At 66.8% G+C, this 17987-nt stretch carries 18 protein-coding genes and 1 tRNA gene; 6 read left to right on the forward strand and 13 right to left on the reverse strand.

Going from position 1 to position 17987, the window contains the following annotated elements; translation table 11 throughout:
- Nucleotides 1-20 precede the first annotated feature (20 nt).
- Nucleotides 21-785: an SDR family oxidoreductase gene (locus tag J1M43_RS09145; protein WP_033107030.1), complete on the reverse strand. Its 765-nt coding sequence runs from the start codon at nucleotides 783-785 to the stop codon at nucleotides 21-23.
- 120 nt (nucleotides 786-905) lie between these two features.
- Between J1M43_RS09145 and J1M43_RS09150 the strand changes: the two genes are divergently transcribed.
- The 4 genes from J1M43_RS09150 (at nucleotide 906) to J1M43_RS09165 (ending at nucleotide 3653) form a co-directional block, all read left to right on the forward strand.
- The gene (locus J1M43_RS09150; RefSeq protein ID WP_033107029.1) at nucleotides 906-1379 is read left to right on the forward strand and encodes an NfeD family protein; all 474 of its coding nucleotides are present in this window, start codon (nucleotides 906-908) and stop codon (nucleotides 1377-1379) included.
- Between the two features lie 8 nt (nucleotides 1380-1387).
- Nucleotides 1388-2320 carry an SPFH domain-containing protein gene (locus J1M43_RS09155; RefSeq protein WP_206476514.1) on the forward strand — a complete coding sequence of 311 codons (933 nt, stop codon included), beginning with the start codon at nucleotides 1388-1390 and terminating at the stop codon, nucleotides 2318-2320.
- Complete coding sequence (locus J1M43_RS09160; RefSeq protein WP_206476515.1) at nucleotides 2317-3111, forward strand: glycerophosphodiester phosphodiesterase family protein; 795 nt, start codon at nucleotides 2317-2319, stop codon at nucleotides 3109-3111. The genes J1M43_RS09155 and J1M43_RS09160 overlap by 4 nt, the downstream gene beginning before the upstream one ends.
- Nucleotides 3112-3269: 158 nt before the next feature.
- Complete coding sequence (locus tag J1M43_RS09165) at nucleotides 3270-3653, forward strand: RNA polymerase-binding protein RbpA (protein ID WP_033107026.1); 384 nt, start codon at nucleotides 3270-3272, stop codon at nucleotides 3651-3653.
- On the opposite strand, the gene lnt is transcribed toward J1M43_RS09165, so the two are convergent.
- The 9 genes from lnt to J1M43_RS09210 form a co-directional block, all read right to left on the reverse strand.
- Nucleotides 3650-5203: an apolipoprotein N-acyltransferase gene (lnt, locus tag J1M43_RS09170; protein WP_206476516.1), complete on the reverse strand. Its 1554-nt coding sequence runs from the start codon at nucleotides 5201-5203 to the stop codon at nucleotides 3650-3652. The genes J1M43_RS09165 and lnt overlap by 4 nt on opposite strands.
- An 11-nt stretch (nucleotides 5204-5214) precedes the next feature.
- Nucleotides 5215-7689, reverse strand: a complete 2475-nt coding sequence (locus J1M43_RS09175; RefSeq protein WP_206476517.1) for an RNA helicase — start codon at nucleotides 7687-7689, stop codon at nucleotides 5215-5217.
- Nucleotides 7686-8447, reverse strand: a complete 762-nt coding sequence (gene tatC, locus J1M43_RS09180; protein ID WP_052167071.1) for a twin-arginine translocase subunit TatC — start codon at nucleotides 8445-8447, stop codon at nucleotides 7686-7688. Before tatC ends, J1M43_RS09175 begins: the two co-directional genes overlap by 4 nt.
- 62 nt (nucleotides 8448-8509) lie before the next feature.
- Entirely contained in the window at nucleotides 8510-8761 is a 252-nt protein-coding gene (tatA, locus tag J1M43_RS09185) for a Sec-independent protein translocase subunit TatA (protein WP_206477362.1), read from the reverse strand.
- Nucleotides 8762-8809: 48 nt separating this feature from the next.
- A complete protein-coding gene (locus J1M43_RS09190; protein ID WP_206476518.1) occupies nucleotides 8810-9781 on the reverse strand; it encodes a YafY family protein in 972 nt (323 codons plus the stop codon).
- On the reverse strand, nucleotides 9781-10800 hold the full coding sequence (locus J1M43_RS09195) for a YafY family protein (protein WP_206476519.1): 1020 nt from the start codon (nucleotides 10798-10800) through the stop codon (nucleotides 9781-9783). The genes J1M43_RS09190 and J1M43_RS09195 overlap by 1 nt, the downstream gene beginning before the upstream one ends.
- Nucleotides 10800-11774: an FKBP-type peptidyl-prolyl cis-trans isomerase gene (locus J1M43_RS17090; RefSeq protein ID WP_206476520.1), complete on the reverse strand. Its 975-nt coding sequence runs from the start codon at nucleotides 11772-11774 to the stop codon at nucleotides 10800-10802. The genes J1M43_RS09195 and J1M43_RS17090 overlap by 1 nt, the downstream gene beginning before the upstream one ends.
- A gap of 10 nt (nucleotides 11775-11784) precedes the next feature.
- The gene (locus J1M43_RS09205) at nucleotides 11785-12801 is read right to left on the reverse strand and encodes a tRNA (adenine-N1)-methyltransferase (protein ID WP_033107020.1); all 1017 of its coding nucleotides are present in this window, start codon (nucleotides 12799-12801) and stop codon (nucleotides 11785-11787) included.
- On the reverse strand, nucleotides 12798-13487 hold the full coding sequence (locus J1M43_RS09210) for an HAD family phosphatase (protein WP_268746250.1): 690 nt from the start codon (nucleotides 13485-13487) through the stop codon (nucleotides 12798-12800). The genes J1M43_RS09205 and J1M43_RS09210 overlap by 4 nt, the downstream gene beginning before the upstream one ends.
- Before the next feature lie 89 nt (nucleotides 13488-13576).
- Here J1M43_RS09210 and J1M43_RS09215 point away from each other — a divergent pair, with 89 nt between their 5' ends.
- Complete coding sequence (locus J1M43_RS09215; protein ID WP_033107018.1) at nucleotides 13577-14431, forward strand: PAC2 family protein; 855 nt, start codon at nucleotides 13577-13579, stop codon at nucleotides 14429-14431.
- Here the strand turns inward: J1M43_RS09215 and J1M43_RS09220 are convergent.
- Nucleotides 14428-15255 carry an undecaprenyl-diphosphate phosphatase gene (locus J1M43_RS09220; protein ID WP_206476521.1) on the reverse strand — a complete coding sequence of 276 codons (828 nt, stop codon included), beginning with the start codon at nucleotides 15253-15255 and terminating at the stop codon, nucleotides 14428-14430. The genes J1M43_RS09215 and J1M43_RS09220 overlap by 4 nt on opposite strands.
- A 28-nt stretch (nucleotides 15256-15283) precedes the next feature.
- Complete coding sequence (locus J1M43_RS09225) at nucleotides 15284-16579, reverse strand: M20/M25/M40 family metallo-hydrolase (RefSeq protein WP_033107016.1); 1296 nt, start codon at nucleotides 16577-16579, stop codon at nucleotides 15284-15286.
- Nucleotides 16580-16699: 120 nt separating this feature from the next.
- Here J1M43_RS09225 and J1M43_RS09230 point away from each other — a divergent pair.
- Nucleotides 16700-16782: transfer RNA gene (locus tag J1M43_RS09230), tRNA-Leu, on the forward strand.
- 93 nt (nucleotides 16783-16875) lie between these two features.
- On the opposite strand, the gene J1M43_RS09235 is transcribed toward J1M43_RS09230, so the two are convergent.
- The gene (locus J1M43_RS09235) at nucleotides 16876-17976 is read right to left on the reverse strand and encodes a VIT1/CCC1 family protein (RefSeq protein ID WP_206476522.1); all 1101 of its coding nucleotides are present in this window, start codon (nucleotides 17974-17976) and stop codon (nucleotides 16876-16878) included.
- Nucleotides 17977-17987 lie beyond the last annotated feature (11 nt).

The raw sequence follows: 17987 nt of genomic DNA on the forward strand, positions 1-17987 counted from the left end.
CCGTTCACATTGTGCGGATGCTATTGGTCGCCGAACCCGCTCGTGTCGCCGACCAGACGGGTGTTGTCGTCAGGGACCGGCTCGACGGCGGCGAGTGCCACCTCGGCGGCGAACTCCGAGACGTTGTAGAGCTTGCCCGCTGAGCCGCGGCGCTCTGCGATCGCGCCAGGATTCGCACGCTCGAGCAGAGTCGCAGTGATCGTGCCTTCGATCATGTCGCCGGAGACGACCGTGAATCCGATCCCCTTCTCCTCGAGCATCGGGATCAACTCGCGCAGAGCATCCTCACCCGCCCGCTTCGACCTGGCGACCGGCTCGTATTCGGGCATGGTCGGCGTGGTGCGGATGAAGTGCGCCTGGTGGCTCGTCACGAAGACGACGCGCGATCCCTCGCCGAGCAGCGGCAGCGCTGCGTGGAGCACGCTCAGCTGCGCATCGCGATTCAGCGTGAGCGCGTAGTCCTCGGCCATCCCGGACTCCATGCCGCCGGAGGCGTTGAGTACGAGCACGTCGAGCCGCCCGTACTCCGCGCGCACCTGGTCGAACATCTCGGCGACGGATGCCGGATCGGTGAGGTCGGCCCCGACGACGAGAGCCCGACCTCCGAGCTCACGCAGTTGCGTCGCAAGCTTCTCGGCGCGCGGAGCCTTGTTGCGGAAGTTGACCACGACGTCCGCGCCGGCCTCGGCGAAGTATCGGACGGTGTCGGCACCGATGCCGCGCGACGAGCCGGTGACCAGGGCGACCTTTCCGGCGAGAGAACCTGCGGGCAGAACGTCGGTCACGATGACTCCTAATGATGCGGGGAACGCCGCGAACCGCGCGGCTCCTTCACCCTACCAATGCCCTTTCCGCGCCCGAATCATGTCGTCGCGCCGTGGTAGGTTGACGGCAAAGGAGGGCCAATGGACGACGTATCCGTCTTCATCGAACTGGTCACCGAATGGGCGTGGATCGGCTGGCTCGTGCTGATCGCCGTGTTCCTCGTGATCGAGATGCTGACCCTCGATTTCACCTTCCTGATGCTCGCGCTCGGCAGCGCGGTCGGTCTCGTCACCGGATTGTTCGGGCTGCCGGTATGGGCGCAGCTCATCGTCGCCGCGGTCGCGGCAGCGCTGTTCATCCTCGTCATCCGTCCGCCTCTGCTCAGGCGCCTGCACCGCGGTGAGGATCCGACGAAGTCCAACGTCGATGCGCTGATCGGGCTGCGCGGAACAGCGCTGGCCGACATCACGCGGGTCTCAGGACAGGTCAAGGTCAGCAACGGCGACACCTGGACTGCTCGCGCCGAAACCGCCGTCCCCATTCCTCAGGGAGCACCGGTCGCGATCACCGCGATCAACGGCGCGACCGCCATCGTCCGTCCCGTCAACGACTAGGAGAAACCGTGAACGACTCCTCGTTCATCCCCACAGCGATCGGCTGGATCCTCGCGATCGCCGTGATCATCTTCGTGGTGGTGACAGTCGCGCGCTCCATCCGCATCATCCCGCAGGCCACGGCCGGCGTGGTCGAGCGCCTCGGCCGCTATCACAAGACCCTCATGCCGGGCCTCAACATCCTGGTGCCGTTCATCGACCGCCTCCGGCCGCTCATCGACATGCGCGAGCAGGTCGTGTCCTTCCCGCCGCAGCCGGTGATCACCGAAGACAACCTCGTGGTCTCGATCGACACGGTCGTGTACTTCCAGGTCACCGACGCCCGCGCCGCGACCTACGAGATCGCGAACTACCTCGGTGCCGTCGAACAGCTCACCACCACGACTCTGCGCAACGTGGTCGGCGGGCTCAATCTCGAAGAGGCGCTCACCAGCCGTGACAACATCAACGGCCAGTTGCGCGTGGTGCTCGATGAGGCCACCGGCAAGTGGGGTATCCGCGTCGGACGCGTCGAGCTCAAGGCCATCGACCCGCCCCTGTCGATCCAGGACTCGATGGAGAAGCAGATGCGCGCCGAGCGCGACCGCCGCGCCGCGATCCTGACGGCGGAGGGCACCAAGCAGTCGGCGATCCTCGAGGCCGAGGGTGCTCGTCAGGCAGAGATCCTTCGCGCCGAGGGTGACAAGCAGGCTGCTGTCCTGCGCGCACAGGGTGAAGCCGAGGCGATCCAGAACGTCTTCGCCTCCATCCATCAGGGCGCGCCGGATGACAAGCTCCTCGCGTACCAGTACCTGCAGATGCTGCCGAAGATCGCAGACAGCGAGTCCAGCAAGCTCTGGATCATCCCGAGCGAGCTCACCGAGGCGCTTAAGGGCATCGGCAGCGCGTTCACTCCGCGCCCCAGCACCGGTCAGCCGCCTGCGGGCGCTCCCGGCGCGTGACGCACCCGTACTTCCTCAAGGCACGGCATCCCCGAGTCCTCGCCCACCGTGGTCTCCTGCCTGCAACGGGCGAGAACGCGCCGGTCGGCGCCTCGCCGTCGAACGCCGTGTGGGAGAACACCGCCGCCGCATTCGCCGCCGCGCACGCCGCCGGTGCGGAGTACATCGAGACCGACTGCCGGGTCACGGCCGACGGTGACGTCGTGCTGTTCCACGACGAGACGTTGACCCGATTGCTGTCGGATGACCGCTCCGTCGCACAGGTGCGAACTGGCGAACTCGCAGAGTTGCTCGCACCGCACGGCGGCCTGCTCACAGTCGGGGAGATGCTCGAGATGTTCCCGGAGACGCGCTTCAACATCGACGTGAAGACGGATGCCGCTTCCACTCCCCTGGGCGCGCTGATCGCACCTCACGCCCATCGGGTTCTTCTGACGAGCTTTTCAGACGCCCGCCGCCGGCGTGCCGTCGATGCCGTCCTGGCGGCAGGCGCGGAGATGCGCCCTGCGACGTCGGCGGGCAGAGCGAGCATGATGAAGGTGAGGCTGCTCAGTGCGCTGCGCCTTCCCTGTGCGCGCGCGCTGCGCGGCATGGATGCGCTCCAGGTCCCCGAGCGATACGGCCCGATCCGCGTGGTCACGCGCTCGCTCCTTCGAGCGGCGCACCGCCACGGAGTCGAAGTGCACGTGTGGACGGTGAACGACTCCGAGGACATGCGCCGACTGATCGGTCAGGGCGTGGACGCGGTCGTCACGGACCGCGCCGACGTGGCGCTGCGCGCCCTTTCCTGATGAGTGCGCACGACCGGTCCTGAAGCGCGTGCGCGACCTCCCGGATGCATCTGCACGGCGGGCTGGGACTCGGCTGTGAATCCGACGGAGAACACGCCTGCGTTGAGCAGGCGCACAGGCTGGAGCGCTATACCTGACAACGACGAGAGGACCACAAAATGGCAGATCGCAGCCTGCGCGGCATCCGACTCGGCGCCCAGAGCCTACAGAGCGAAGAGGGCGTCGTTTTCATGGAACGCCGCGAAACCACGTACAAGTGCGACACGTGTGATCACGTGACCACACTGATGTTCTCGGCCGACGCCGAGCCGCCCCAGACCTGGGAATGCCGCTCCTGCGGCGCCGAGGCCGTGCTTCGCGTCGATGGCAAGACCATCACCCCTGACGCCACCGACGAGAAGGTCGCGCGCACCCACTGGGACATGCTGCTCGAGCGCCGCTCGCGCGCCGAGCTCGAAGAGCTCCTCGAGGAGCGCCTCGCATTCATCCGTGCCCGCCGTGGCGCAGGTGAGGACCCGACCCGCGAGAAGATCGGCGCCTAGAGCCGACGACGCGCGCGCCACCACCCGAACAGGAGCGCACCCAGTCCGCCCCACAGCAGCAACTGCTGCACCCAGGGGCCGAGGACGACACCAGCTGTGAGGCCGGTGCGAAGCTCGACATCCTCGAGCAGCGCGCCGGCCTCATCTGCGTCCAGGGACGCCGTGGTCGTCCCGCTTGGGCTGATCATCTGGCTGCGTCCGACCGTGGAGATGTTCACGACACTGCGACCGGTCTCGATGGCGCGCATACGTGCGAAGGCGAGTTGCTGGAGGTTCTCGTCAGTGCCGCGGAAGTCCGCATTGTTCGTCTGGAACACCAGCACCTGGGCCCCGCCTTGGATGCCTTCGCGGATGACTTCGTCGTAGATCACATCGAAGCAGATCGCCAGACCCACCGGTGTGCCGTCGACATCGACGAGCGGCGGGTTGGTGCCATGCGTGTATTCGCGACCGATCAGGCCGATGAGATCGGGCACGATCGCGTAGTAGAAGTCCCGGTCGGGCACGTACTCGCCGAACGGCACGGGGAAGCGCTTGTCATGCGTCTGCTCGGCGGTGCCGTCCTGGGTCCAGAGCATCGACGTGTTGAAGTTCTCGTCCCCCCGGCCGGTCGCCGCGTTCGCCAGCAGCGGCGCCTCGACGCGGTTGGCGATCAGCGTCATCCGACGTGCCAACCCCGGATCCTGGAACGGGTCGTAGTCCAGTCCGCCCTCCGGCCACACCAGCAGGTCCATCTCCTCGCCGAACAGCGGTTCGGTGGCCGCTGTCTGCGCCTGGATCACCGAGTACGGCTCGCGTTCATCGAAGTACCCGGTGGGCCCGTTGCCCTGCACCGCTCCGATTCGCATCGTGCCGACTGCGGTCGTCGGGAACGCAGGGGTGATGATCATCACCAGCACGAGAGCGGCCGGCACGAGGAGTGCGACGGGGCGACGCCACAGACGCACGCGCACGGATTCCACCAGCATCGCCACTGCGAACACGATCAGGAAGCTCAGACCGCTGACGCCGACCCATGAGGACAGGGTCGCCAGTGGGCTCTCCGACTGTGTCATCCCGAGCCGCGCCCATGGAAAGCCGGTATACGGCCAGGAGCCCAACAGGAGCTCGCGACCCACCCACAGTGCTCCGATGGCCGCGGGAAGGCCCACGAGGCGCCCCACTGGCCCGGGAAAGGCGCGGGGAAGCCACCTGTAGGCCAGCGCGATCGGGATCACTGCGACGGCGGTGATGGCTGCCTCCAGCGACGCGAGTGCCGCCCACGGGATGACGCCCAGGTATCGCGACGTCCACGACACGAGGAGGAAGAAGAACACGGCGCCGTAGATCAGCCCGACCAGCAGTGCTCCCCCTGCCCGGCGGCCGATGAGCGCGAGCAGCAGCAGGGCGACCCCGACGAAGGCGAACGGCCAGACGCTCGCCCCCGGGTACGCCAGATTCATGAGGAACCCTGACGCCGCGGCGGCCAGCACCGCGAGCCACAGCGGCAGCAGAGGGCGCTGCAGGACGGGGCGGGGCCGACGTGTTCGTTCGGCTGAGGGCGTTGGCATCCGGCGCGTACTCACATCGACGAGTAGGAGACGATGCCGCGCCGCACGCCGTCCAGTGCCTGACGGGCTGTACGGGCGACGTCGGCGTCCTCGGCGACGATCGAAAGCTGATCGAGCAGATCGATCGTCTGCTTCGCCCAGCGCACGAAATCGCCGGCGGCCATGTCGGCGTCCACCAGCACGCGATCGAGCAGAGCGCCGCGCGCCCACGCGTGCATGGCGCCGGAGAGTCCGGCTGCGAGGGGCTCCGAGCCCGGCAGATGATGATCCTGCTCGAGGTCGTCGAGCTCCGACCACAGCGCCGACGTCTTCTCGAAGGCGCCTCGGAATGCCCCTCGCGGCAGCCCGCGCTCCCCCGAGTTCGCCTCGTCCCTTCGTGGCTCGTACACCAGGCAGCACGCCATGGCGGCGAGCGAGGGCGCGTCCAGGCCCTTCCAGAGCCCCTGGCGCAGCGATTCGGCGACCAACAGGTCGCGTTCGCCGTAGATGCGGCGCATCGTGCGACCGGCCTCGGTGAGGACGGTCTCGTCGCCAGTGCCAGTGACGTAATCCAGGCTCGCGAGAACCTCGACGACGCGGTCGAAGACACGTGCGACCGTGCCGGTGCGGGTCTCGATCTGCGCGCGGGTGCGGTCTGTCTGACGCTTGAGCTTCCAGTAGCGCTCCGACCAGCGGGCATGGGCTTCGCGGTCGGGGCATCCGTGGCAGCCGTGTCGCTGCATCTTCGTGCGCAGGGACTGGATGCGCTTCATGCGCTTGTCGCGCGCTGCTCGCGGTGCGTGCGAGTCCTGGCGGTTCTTCTTCTCCAGGTCGCTGAGCTCACGACGGATTCCGGCGTACTCGAGGAAGTCGCCGTGTTCGCACTGCATCGCGGTGACGTAGCCGGCGAGCGATTCCTCCGCCTCACGCACCTGGCGGGCGAGACCCACGACCGCGCGGTCCGCCTGGAACTGGGCGAACGACGACTCGAGGATCTGGCGGGCACGGGGACGCCCGAACATGTCGATCAGGTTGACCGCCATGTTGTAGGTGGGCCGGAAGCTGGAGTTGAGCGGATAGGTGCGCCGAGACGCGAGAGCGGCGACGGCCTGGGGATCCATCCCCTCGGTCCACTGCACCACAGCGTGGCCTTCGACGTCGATCCCGCGACGACCCGCACGACCGGTGAGCTGCGTGTACTCCCCCGATGTGATCGCGACCCGCGCCTCGCCGTTGAACTTCTCCATCTTCTCGAGCACGACTGTCCTGGCCGGCATGTTGATGCCCAGCGCGAGCGTCTCTGTGGCGAAGACGACCTTGACGAGCTTGCGGCGGTAGAGCTCCTCCACGACCTCCTTGAAGGCGGGCAGAAGGCCGGCGTGGTGCGAGGCGATTCCCCGCTCGAGGTTCTCGACCCATTCGAAGTAGCCGAGCACACCGAGATCCTCATCCTGCAGGGATCGCGTGCGCTCCTCGACGAGTTCGCGTATCTCGGCGCGCTCTTCGACGGTCGTCAGACGAAGCCCGGATCGGCGAACCTGCTGGACCGCGGCATCGCAGCCGACGCGGCTGAAGATGAAGAAGATCGCGGGGAGCAGATTCGTGCGCTCGAGCAGCCGGATCACCTCCGGCCGATCCATCCGCTCGATCCGCTGCGCGTTCGACGCGCGTACCGGGCGACGTCCGCCTCGCTGCGGGCGGGGACTCTGACGGCCCGCGTGCTTGCCGCTGCTGTAAGACTGCGCCCGTTTGTTGCTGTCGAAGCGGGATCCGGTGAACGAGCGGATGCGCATGAGCTCCTGGTTAACGGTCGCCGTGGCGACCCCGGCGCGATCGTCGAACAGCGGCAGCAGGTCATCGCGCACCAGCACGTGCTGCTCGAGGGGCACCGGGCGGATCTCCGAGACGATCACCTCGGTATCGCCGCGCACCGTGTCGAGCCAGTCGCCGAACTCTTCGGCATTGGAGACCGTCGCACTGAGCGACACCAGCCGCACCTGTGAGGGCAGATGGATGATGACCTCTTCCCAGACCGCACCGCGGAAGCGATCGGCCAGGTAGTGCACCTCGTCCATGATCACGTAGCGCAGGTCGGCCAGCGCGGCCGAGTCCGCGTAGATCATGTTCCGCAGCACCTCGGTCGTCATCACGACGATCCTGGCGTTGCCGTTGATGTTCGTGTCGCCGGTGAGCAGACCCACCTGGTCGGCGCCGTACACCTCGACCAGTTCGCGGAACTTCTGATTCGACAGCGCCTTCATCGGCGTCGTGTAGAACGCCTTGTCCTTCGGCGTCTGCATCGCGAGATGGATCGCGAACTCTCCGACGATGGTCTTTCCCGCGCCCGTCGGCGCCGCGACGAGCACGCTGTGGCCCCGCTCGAGCGCATGACAGCCCTCGATCTGGAAGGGATCGAGATCGAAGCTCTGCCTGAGCGCGAAGGCCGCAGTCTCCGGGTGGGATGCCGCATCGCGGGCGGCCGCGTACCGCTCGGCGGGCGAGGTCATACCCCGACGTCCGGGAGCAGTCCTTCAGCCTTCTGCCGTTTGTTCTTACGGCGATCGAACAGCATGGACAGACCCGCGGCGGCGAAGAAGAGCACGACGAGGATGCCGGCGAGCATCAGCATGCTGACGACGTCAGCGGCGGGTGTTGCGAGCGCGGCGAAGACAGTCGCGATGAGGATGGCGACGCGCCAGCCTTTGAGGATCGCGCGCCCCGACATGACGCCGGCCACGTTCAGCGCGACCAGGAAGACCGGGAGCACGAACGAGACCCCGACCACGAGCATCAGTTTGAGGCTGAAATCGTAGAACTGCTTCGCCTCGAAGAGGTTGTTCGCGCCTTCCGGGGTGAATGTCGCCATCAACTCGATCACATGCGGCACCACGAGCGCGCCGACATAGCATCCGATGAAGAAGAGCGGCACGGCGGATGCCACGAAACCGATCGTGTACTTGACCTCCTTGCGGGTGAGGCCGGGCATGATGAACGCCCAGATCTGCCACAGCCACACGGGGGCGGCGACGAAGATGCCTAACGAGAAGGCGATGCGCATCCGAAGATCGAACGGCGACGTCACGGACGAGAACGTGAGACCGACGAGGTCGTCTCCCCTGGCCTCCGCGATCTTCCGCACGGGCTCGGTGATGAATGCGATCACGGGGTCGGAGAGGAAGAACCCCAGGATCATGGCGACGAGAAGCGCCGCCGCAGAGATCATCAACCGTCGGCGCAGCTCCACGAGGTGGCCGCCGAGCGACATTCGGCGTTCATTGCGTGGCTTGTCACTCGCGGCCGACTGCTTGTCGATCGCGGTCACAATCGTCAGGTGGTGGTGCCGCTGTCAGAGCGGGGCGCTGTTGTGCTCTGATCCACCGCCGGCGACGACTTCGCGACGTCGACCGAGGTCTGATCCGTCTTGCCGTCGTCGTCCTTCATCGCCTTCATCTCGCCTTTGAACAGTCGCGCCGACTGTCCCATGCTCTTCGCCAGTGCCGGGAGCTTCGCTGCCCCGAACAACAACAGGATGACGAGCACGAGTACGAGCAGATGCCAACCGGTCAATCCAGCCATGATTCCCTCCAGGGATCGAAGTCTTCGTGCAGTCTACCTGCGGATGAAGCGTTATGGGTGACGGTACAGCGCGAGCGCGTCCGCTGCCCAGTCCCTCGTCGCCGCACGAGCGAAGTCGGGATGCTGGACTTCGAGACGCCCTTGGAAACGACCAGCGACACGTTTGATGCTCCGTGGATCCGCGATCGGTATCCGCACGGTGACGACACCGGCGTGGACTTCTGAATTGTCTGCGCGCACGTAGTCTCCGAGCAGAGGCACCAGGCGCTCTGGAAGTCGCACCGTGACCTCATCGTCGTCGCCGATCTCGGTGAAGGCTTCGGGGAGGAGTTCGTCCGCGTGCGTGATCGGGATATCGGTGAGTTCGGGCTCGCTGACGCGATCCAGGTGGAAGGTGCGCATCGCCTGGCGAAGATGGCACCAGCCCTGCAGATACCACTGTCCGCCGGTGATGAGCACCTGCACAGGGTCGACAGTGCGGGTCGTGGCCGCAGCATCCGGCGCTTGATAGCGGAACGACACCGCGACTCCGCGACTCAGCGCGCTCGACACGGCGTCACGCACAGCGTCGACCGTGTCCGGAGCGATGACGACCTCCGCCGGTGCGTTCGCCGAAGCCCGTGAGAGCTTCGCGAGGAGCCCGGCGACCAGCCCCGAATCCGAGACGGCAGGCACGGCGGCGACGACCTGAAGGCCGGCAAGCAGCGCGGCGGCCTCGCGGGCGGTGAATCGCGGCACTCGGCGGAGTCCGACGTCGTTCGTGATCTCGATGACGCCCTCTTCGTCGAGGAGGTCCCAGTTGATGTCGAACATCTCATGCGGTTGCTGCCAGTACCCCGCGTCGCCAGGCAACCCGATCACTGTGAGCTTCTCCACCATGCTGCGCATCTCGTCGACCGTGACACCGAACTCGTCGGAGGCCTCGGCGAGCGTGACCTGGCCCCGCTCGAGCAGATACGGCACCAGCGTGAGATAGGCGCGCACACGGTCGGATGCGAGCAGGGGTTTCGGTTTGTCCGCCATCAGCGCACCCCTCGTTCCGCACGAACCGCATCGACGCCGACGGCATCGGTGTGCGCAGCGATCGTCGCTTCCAGTCGAGCGATCACGGCGTCTCTCAATACGGCGGGCTCCACCACGCGCACCTCCGGGCCGTACGAGGCGAGCTCATCGGCGAAGATGTGCACATCGACGAACGGCACGCTGAAGCCCTGCACCTGCGCGGTCGCGCGCCGGCCGAGCCGCAGAGCGGCCTCGGTCCCCGGAGTGATCTCGAGCAGTGCGGAGTTGCGGGCTGCGACGGCTTCGAGGCCCGCCAGCGCGCGTTCGCCTGCGCCCTCCCGCAGTCCGGCGTCGAATGACTGCTTCGTCGCGGTGACATCGCCCACGATCCGGCTGAGCAGGAAGGTGCGCTCGTCGTCCACATCGAGGTCGATGCCGTAGACGTGCCAGCGCGCCTCGTAGTCGAGCAGCGCGAGCGGTTCGACGCGCCTGCGACGCGGCGCCTCCTCCCCCGGCTTGAGGTAGTCGAAGGTCACGACGCGGCAGTCCTCGATCGCACTCTGCAGCGGCGCGAAGCTCGCGTCGCGCACCGTGATGCGAGGCGCGAAGCCGATGATCGGCTCGTCGCCGTCGATACCCAGAGCGCGGATCTTCCGCACTCCTGCCTGCGCATCCGCCGAGGAGGACTCCGCACTCCAGACGCTGCCCGCCAGGGTGAGGACCGCGAGCTCTGCCGCGCTGAACTCGATGTCCGCCGGCAGGTCGTACTCGGCCTTCGGAATGCGATACCTCGCCTCACGGAGGTCGTTGGGATCGCCGGGGTCGCCGATCGTCTCGATCGGGACACCGAGCGTGCGCAGCTCGTCCTTGTCCCTCTCGAACATCTTCTCCAGCGCATCCGCGCGCGTGCCGGCATCAGCCCGCTGCCGGTACCCCGAGATGTTGTCGAGGATCTGCTGCTTGGTGAGCCCGATCTCCGTGGCCATCAACGCCACGACGAGATTCGTCTGACGCTCTTCGGGCGGGATCCGGGCGGCCATCACTGTGCGGGGGCCGCTGGCGGATCGGTGCCGAGGATGTCGACGACGAAGACGAGCGTGGAGTTCGCGGGAACGGCGCCGCTGCCCGCCTCGCCATAGCCGAGCTCAGGGGGAACGACGATGAGCACCTGCGACCCGACGGTCTGCCCTACCAGGCCCTGCGTCATGCCGGGGATCAGCGCGGTGAGGTCGAATGGCGTCGCGCCGCCGTCCCACGACGAGTCGAACACTGCCTTGTCAGCCCACGTCACGCCGGTGTAGTTCACGAGCACGGTGTCGTCGTCTGCGACCTTCTCACCGTCGCCCTTGATGAGGGTCTGCACGACGAGATCGGTGGGAGCGGCGCTGTCGGGAACGATGATCCCTGGGCGTCCGTCTGCCGCGCGAACGACGGTCGGCATTCCGGACGCGTCGTTGTACTGCGGGGCGCCCTGGGCCTTCGACGGGAATACCTTGACGACGTCGAACACCGCGACGACCGGATCGTCCTCGCCCAGTCCGAATCCGGCCAGGTTCTGGGCACCGAAGTCCTCGGGAGAGATGACCGACAGCACGCGGCTGCCTTCGGTCGCGCATTCCAGCGCCTTGCCGAAGGCGGGAACCCGCTGAGCCCAGTAGTCGATGCTCACGAGCTGAGCCTGCTCCTCGTCGAATGCGGTGCCAGCGACTGACTCACCGGTCTTGCCGGAGTAGAGCGCGAACTCGATCACAGCACTCTGCGTCGGGCTCGTGAGCGCCAGGCCGTCGCCGACGACGACGTCACTGAACGAGCTCTTCTGCGCTCCGACCGGAGTGAACAGCTCGACATCCGGAGTTTCGCCCACATCCCCGGTGATCGTCGCGATGTCGTCGATCCCGCTCGTCGCTGCATCACGATCGCATGCGGCGCCGCTGAATGCGGGCGCAGTGGCGCACCCCGTCAGGGCGACGAGGGCGAGACTGAGTGTGGCCAGAGCGGCAGACGTTTTACGCACGCTCTCCAGTCTATTGCGAACGCTCTTCGGAATCGCGCGACGCCGACGCACGGCGCGCTCCGTCTGCGGCCTTGGTGGCCTCGCGTACCCGCTTTCGCAGATTCTTGTCCGTGATCTCACGGTCTCCGACCGCCCCAGGCGTCCATTGCTCGACGTCGTGATCGCCGTAGCTGGACTTCGACGCGCGCCGCTTGATCTCAGGGGCGATCGTTCCGGGTGCGAGTCGACGGGCGGTGAGCAGGAATCCGGTGTGCGCGACCATCCGATGATCGGGACGCACGGCGAGGCCCTCCACGTGCCAGCCCCGCACCATCGTCTCGGAGGCATCGGGGTCGGTGAACAGTCCGGTGCCGCGGATGAACTCCGCGACGCGCGAGAGCTGGGTGGCCGTCGCCACGTAACAGAGCACTACTCCGCCAGGGGTCAGTGCGTCGGCGACGACGTCCATGACCTCCCACGGTGCGAGCATGTCGAGAACCACTCGATCGACGGTGCCGGCGGGAAGCTCGACCGGAAGAGCCTCGAGCAGATCACCGACCACGACGCGCCAGGTGTCGGGCGATTCTCCGAAGAAGGTCTCGACGTTCGCCTTCGCGACCTCTGCGAAGTCCTCACGTCGCTCGAATGAGACGAGAGTGCCGGCCGGCCCCACCGCGCGCAGCAGCGAGAGCGAAAGCGCGCCCGATCCGACACCCGCTTCGACGACGGTCGCACCGGGGAAGATGTCGGCCTGCATCACGATCTGCGCAGCATCCTTCGGGTACACGATCGCGGCTCCGCGCGGCATCGACATCGCGAAGTCGCGCAGCAGAGGACGAAGCGCGAGGTACTCGTGCCCTGAGCTGTTGGCGACCACCGAGCCGTCTGGCAGTCCGATCAGGTCGCGGTGCCTGAGCACGCCGTGATGAGTGTGCAGCTCGCCGCCTTCGCTGAGCGTGACAGTGTGGAGCCGGTTCTTGGGTCCGGTGAGCTGCACACGGTCGCCGTCGCGGAACGGTCCGCTCTGACGCGAGGATGAGAGCGTCATCGCAGCGCTCCCGCTGTCTGCGAGGCCTTCGACGAGGCGTACAGTTCGATGATGTCCTGAGCCGTGCGATCCTCGAGCGTGGGCCAGAGCGCGTGCGCGCCCACCTCGTCGAGAGGCACCATGTGCGGCACGCCGAGTGTCACGGCGCCCGATGCGAGACCGGCGCGCAGGCCCGTCGGGGAATCCTCGATCACCACTGCGTCCGCGATGTCGATGTCGAGCAGGCCGGCCGCCTTCAGGTACGGTTCCGGATGCGGTTTCGGCTGTTCGACGTCGTCGCCGGCCACGACCTCCTCGAACGCGTCGAACTCGATGAGCTCGACGACGCTGAGCGCCATCCGCCGCAGCGACATCGTCACGAGAGCGGTGCGGATGCCGTGGGCATGAAGATCGCGGAGCAGTTCTCTCGCGCCGGGGCGGAAGGGCACACCCTGCGTCGCCAGGGCCGTGCGCACGTCGTCCGTGAGCCGGTCGACGATCGCTTCGGGCTCCATGTCGACGCCGGCGGCCCTGAGCAGCATCGCGCTGTCGAGCAGCCCCTTTCCCACGAGCTGCAGCGCCTGCTCGTGCGACCAGGTGCCGCCGAAGGATTGCACCATCGCGGTCTCCGCTGCCATCCAATAAGGCTCGGTGTCGACCAGTGTTCCATCCATGTCCCAGAGGACCGCGCGGGGCTTTTGACTCACTTCTCCATGCTAGCCCGGCCGGTGTCCCATACCGCCGCCCAGAAGCTAGCCTGGAGGGATACCTGCGTTCGCGATGGGAGGAGAACTCGATGGATGCACTGGGAAACCGCATCGTCGTCGTCGCGTTCGATGGCTGGAACGACGCCGGCGAAGCAGCGAGCGGCGCGATCGAGATGCTGCGCGACAGCACGGACTACGAGCTCGTGCACACGGTCGACCCCGAGCTGTACTTCGACTACCAGTACACACGTCCGTCGACCAGGATGGACGCCACCGGTCGCCGGGATCTGCGCTGGCCGGAAGCGGCGCTCTGGCGTCCTGCCGCACCGTCTGCCGACGGCGCGCCCGAGTTCTGGCTTCTGACCGGCGTTGAGCCCGCTCGTACCTGGCAGGCTTTCGCCAACGAGTTCATCGACATCGCGCTGCGCGACGACGTCACCGGGTTCATCACCCTCGGCGCGATGCTCTCAGATGTGCCGCATACCAGGCCGATCTCGATCTTCGCGTCGAGCGCGAACGAGCAGGTGCGCGATTCCCTCGGTCTGGAACGTTCGCTCTACGAGGGCCCTGTCGGGATCCTCAGCGTGATCGAGCATTTCGCCGAGCGTGCAGGCATCCCGACGGCCAATCTCTGGGCGAGCGTGCCGCATTACGTCGCATCGGCAGCGCCGTCGCCCAAAGCGACTCTGGCGCTGCTCGATCGCCTGGAGGAGATGACCGGCGTCGACATGCCTCGCGATCGTCTGCGCACGGATGCCGCCACCTGGGAGGCGTCGATCGACGCTGCGGCGGCGGACGATGAGGAGATGACGGAGTACATCCACCAGCTCGAGCGCACTCGCGACACCTGGGACTCCCCCGAGGCATCAGGAGATGCGATCGCGCAGGCGTTCGAACGCTACCTGCGCCGCCGGGGCGACGGCCCCGGCGATCACAAACGCTAACCCGAGATCACGCCCGTGCCCAGCAGTACGAGCAGCGTCGTGCCGAGCAGGATGCGGTAGATCACGAACGGCAGGAAGCTGCGCTTGGAGATCCAGTTCATGAAGAACGCGATGACGCCGAGTGCGACGACGAACGCGATGCCCGTCGCTGCGACGGTCTCGCCGAGTGAGAAGTACTGATCAGGTGCGTCCCAGTTCTTGAACAGCTGGAAGAAACCGCTTCCGAAGACAGCGGGGATGGCGAGCAGGAACGCGTAGCGTGCAGCAGCGGCGCGCTCATATCCGAGGAACAGCCCCATCGTGATCGTCCCGCCCGAGCGCGAGACACCGGGGATCAAAGCGAGAGCCTGTGCGAACCCGAACAGGATGCCGTGCGGATAGGTGATCTGGTCGAGCTTCCGGCGCTTCGCGCCGACGTGGTCGGCGATGCCGAGCAGGATGCCGAACACGATCAGCATGATCGCCACGATCCACATCGAGCGCAGCACGGTCTCTATCTCATCCTGGAACAGCAGTCCCAACACGACGATCGGGATGCTGCCGATGATGATCAACCAGCCCATCCTGGCGTCCGGATCGTTGCGAGGGAGGGACCCGGTCAACGAGCGGAACCAGTGGCCGATGATGCGAGTGATGTCACGCCAGAAGAACACCACCACGGCGGCCTCTGTTCCGATCTGGGTGATCGCGGTGAATGCGGCGCCCGGATCTTCGCCAGAACCGGTGAAGGTGCCGACGATGCGCAGATGGGCGCTGGACGAGATCGGGAGGAACTCGGTGAGTCCCTGGATGACGCCGAGGAGCAGCGCTTCGAGCAGGTGCATGGAGGGCCTTCTGATTCAGGGAAGCGCGTCAGTACGAGCGCAGCAGATCGGTCAGAACCTGCTGACCGAAGACAAGCGATTCTACGGGCACGCGTTCGTCGACACCGTGGAACATCCCGGTGAAGTCGAGATCCGCAGGCAGGCGGAGCGGCGCGAACCCGTATCCGGTGATCCCGAGTGTCGAGAGCGCCTTGTTGTCCGTTCCCGCGCCGAGCAGATACGGGATCACCGGCACGCCGGGGTCGTGGCGCGCGAGGCTCTGCACCATCGCCTCCACCAGCTCACCTTCGAACGGCGTCTCCATGCCGATGTCGCGCACGACCGTCTCGATGACGATGTCGTCTCCGACGATCTGCTGCAGCTCGGCGAGCACCTCGTCCTCGGTGCCCGGAAGCACGCGCACATCGATCAGCGCCTCGGCACGCTCCGGGATCACGTTGTGCTTGTATCCCGCGGTGAGCACCGTCGGGTTGGTCGTCGTACGGAACGTCGAGCTCAGGAACGCCTCAGCGGGACCGGATGCCGCGGCGAGAGCGTCAGGGTCGTCGACGGAGCGACCGGTGAGATCGCTCAGGCCGTGCAGAAGCGCTCGAGTCGTGTCGGTGAGCCGGATCGGCCATCGTGTGCGCCCGATCGCCGCGACGGCCTCAGAGAGCTTCACCACGGCGTTGTCCTCGTGAAGCCGGCTGCCGTGCCCCGCACGCCCCTTCGCGACGAGGCGGATCCAGATGAGGGCCTTCTCCCCCACCTGCAGCAGGTAGGCACGACGTTCGTCGACCGTGATCGAGTACCCGCCGACCTCGCTGATCGCCTCAGTCGCCCCGGCGAACCATTCTGGCCGGTCCTTCACGACGAGTGCAGAGCCCTCGACGCCGCCGTTCTCCTCATCGGCGAAGAACACCAGCACGAGATCGCGCGCCGGCTGCTCCCCTGCGCGCAATATGTCAGCGACGGAGGTGAGGATCATCGCGTCCATGTTCTTCATGTCGACCGCACCGCGGCCCCACAGCATCCCGTCACGCACCTCACCGGCGAACGGATCCACGCTCCAGTCCTCAGCCATCGCCGGAACGACGTCGAGGTGACCGTGCACGACGAGTGCCGGTCTGCTCGAATCGCGACCCTTCACGCGGGCCATGACGTTGGTGCGCCGCGGGATGGGCTCGTAGTACTCGGGCGTGAGGCCGAGACGCTCCAGATAACCGCCCACGTACTCGGCGGCCTCGCGCTCGCCCTCGGCTCTTCCGCCGCCGAAGTTCGAGGTGTCGATCCTGATCAGGTCACGCGCGATGCGAACGACCTCGGGCAGTTCGGCGTCAGACATGCCCTCAGGCTACCGAACCGGGCTGATGCTCACGGCACGCCCGGGGCGGTCCTCGGTTCGAACGCACCTGCGTCATCTGGTAATGTTTCTCTTCGGTCGGCAACGACTTCTTCACCACCTGCGCGGGTGGCGGAATGGTAGACGCGCTACGTTGAGGTCGTAGTGCCCGTAAGGGCGTGGGGGTTCAAGTCCCCCTCCGCGCACAGAACAGCTCCGGAAGAATCCTGGTTCGGCCAGGAGCCTTCCGGAGCTTTTTGCATACGCCCGTCTCACGATCATGGATGCCGCTGAAACGGTCAGACGGCGCCGACTCCGAAGACCAGGCCGAGCAGATAGGTGATCGCAGCGGCGCCGAAACCGATCGCCAGCTGGCGCAGCGCTCGGCGCAGCGGCGGCCCGCCGGAGAGGATCCCGACCATCGCCCCTGTCACGAGGAGTGCGATACCGACGAGGACGAGCGCCACGATGATGGCCGTCATGCCCTGCAGGCCGAAGATCCACGGCAGCACCGGAACGATCGCTCCGGAGACGAAGAGGAAGAAGCTGGAGATCGCGGCCGTCCAGTCGCTTCCGACGATGTCGTGACCGCTGCCTGCGCCTTGCGTACGAACCGGTGCGGTCGCGGTGCGGCGCACGCCCTCCTGGGCCGCCGCGATGATGCGACGAGACCGCGCGAGGGCCTCGGTGTGATCCATGCCGCGGGCGCGATAGACCAGGGCGAGCTCGTTCTCATCGATGTCGAGGTCTCCGGCGGAGTGCGCCGCATCGTCATTCGCCTCAGTCGAGGCGAGCAGTTCACGCTGCGACCGCACCGACACGAACTCCCCCGCGCCCATGGACAAGGCGCCGGCGAGAAGGCCTGCGACACCGCTGAACAGGACGAAACTCGAACCGACGCCCGTCGCACCGATACCCAGGACGAGCGCGAGGTTGCTGACCAGCCCGTCGTTGGCCCCGAACACGGCGGCACGGAATGAACCGGAGAGACGTCGCCGCCCGCGCGCCGCAAGGCCGCGGACGACCTCGTGGTGGATCTTCTCGTCCGCACGCATGGCCGCGGTCGCGTATTGCTCTGTGTCGTACGGCGAACGCGCTTCAGCGCTCTGCGCGAGGACGAGAACGAAGATGGAGCCGAACCGCCCGGCCATCCAGGCCAGCAGTCGAGAGCGGATGCCGGCCTTGGGCAGCCTGCCCGGTTCTCCGCCGAGCAGGTCCAGCCAGTGCTGTTCATGGCGACGCTCCGCATCGGCCAGGCTCTGCAGGATGTCGCGTTCCTCGCCCGTCTTGCGTGCGGCGAGCGTCTGATAGACCATCCCCTCGGAGCGCTCCTCGACGAGGTGCCTCGCCCAGCGGCGACGATCGGCCGCGGTCGGCTCGGCGGCAGCGGGCGCTGTCATGAATCCTCCAG

It is taken from the genome of Microbacterium sp. KRD172 (genome assembly GCF_017168295.1).
In the GTDB taxonomy this organism is placed as follows: domain Bacteria; phylum Actinomycetota; class Actinomycetes; order Actinomycetales; family Microbacteriaceae; genus Microbacterium; species Microbacterium profundi.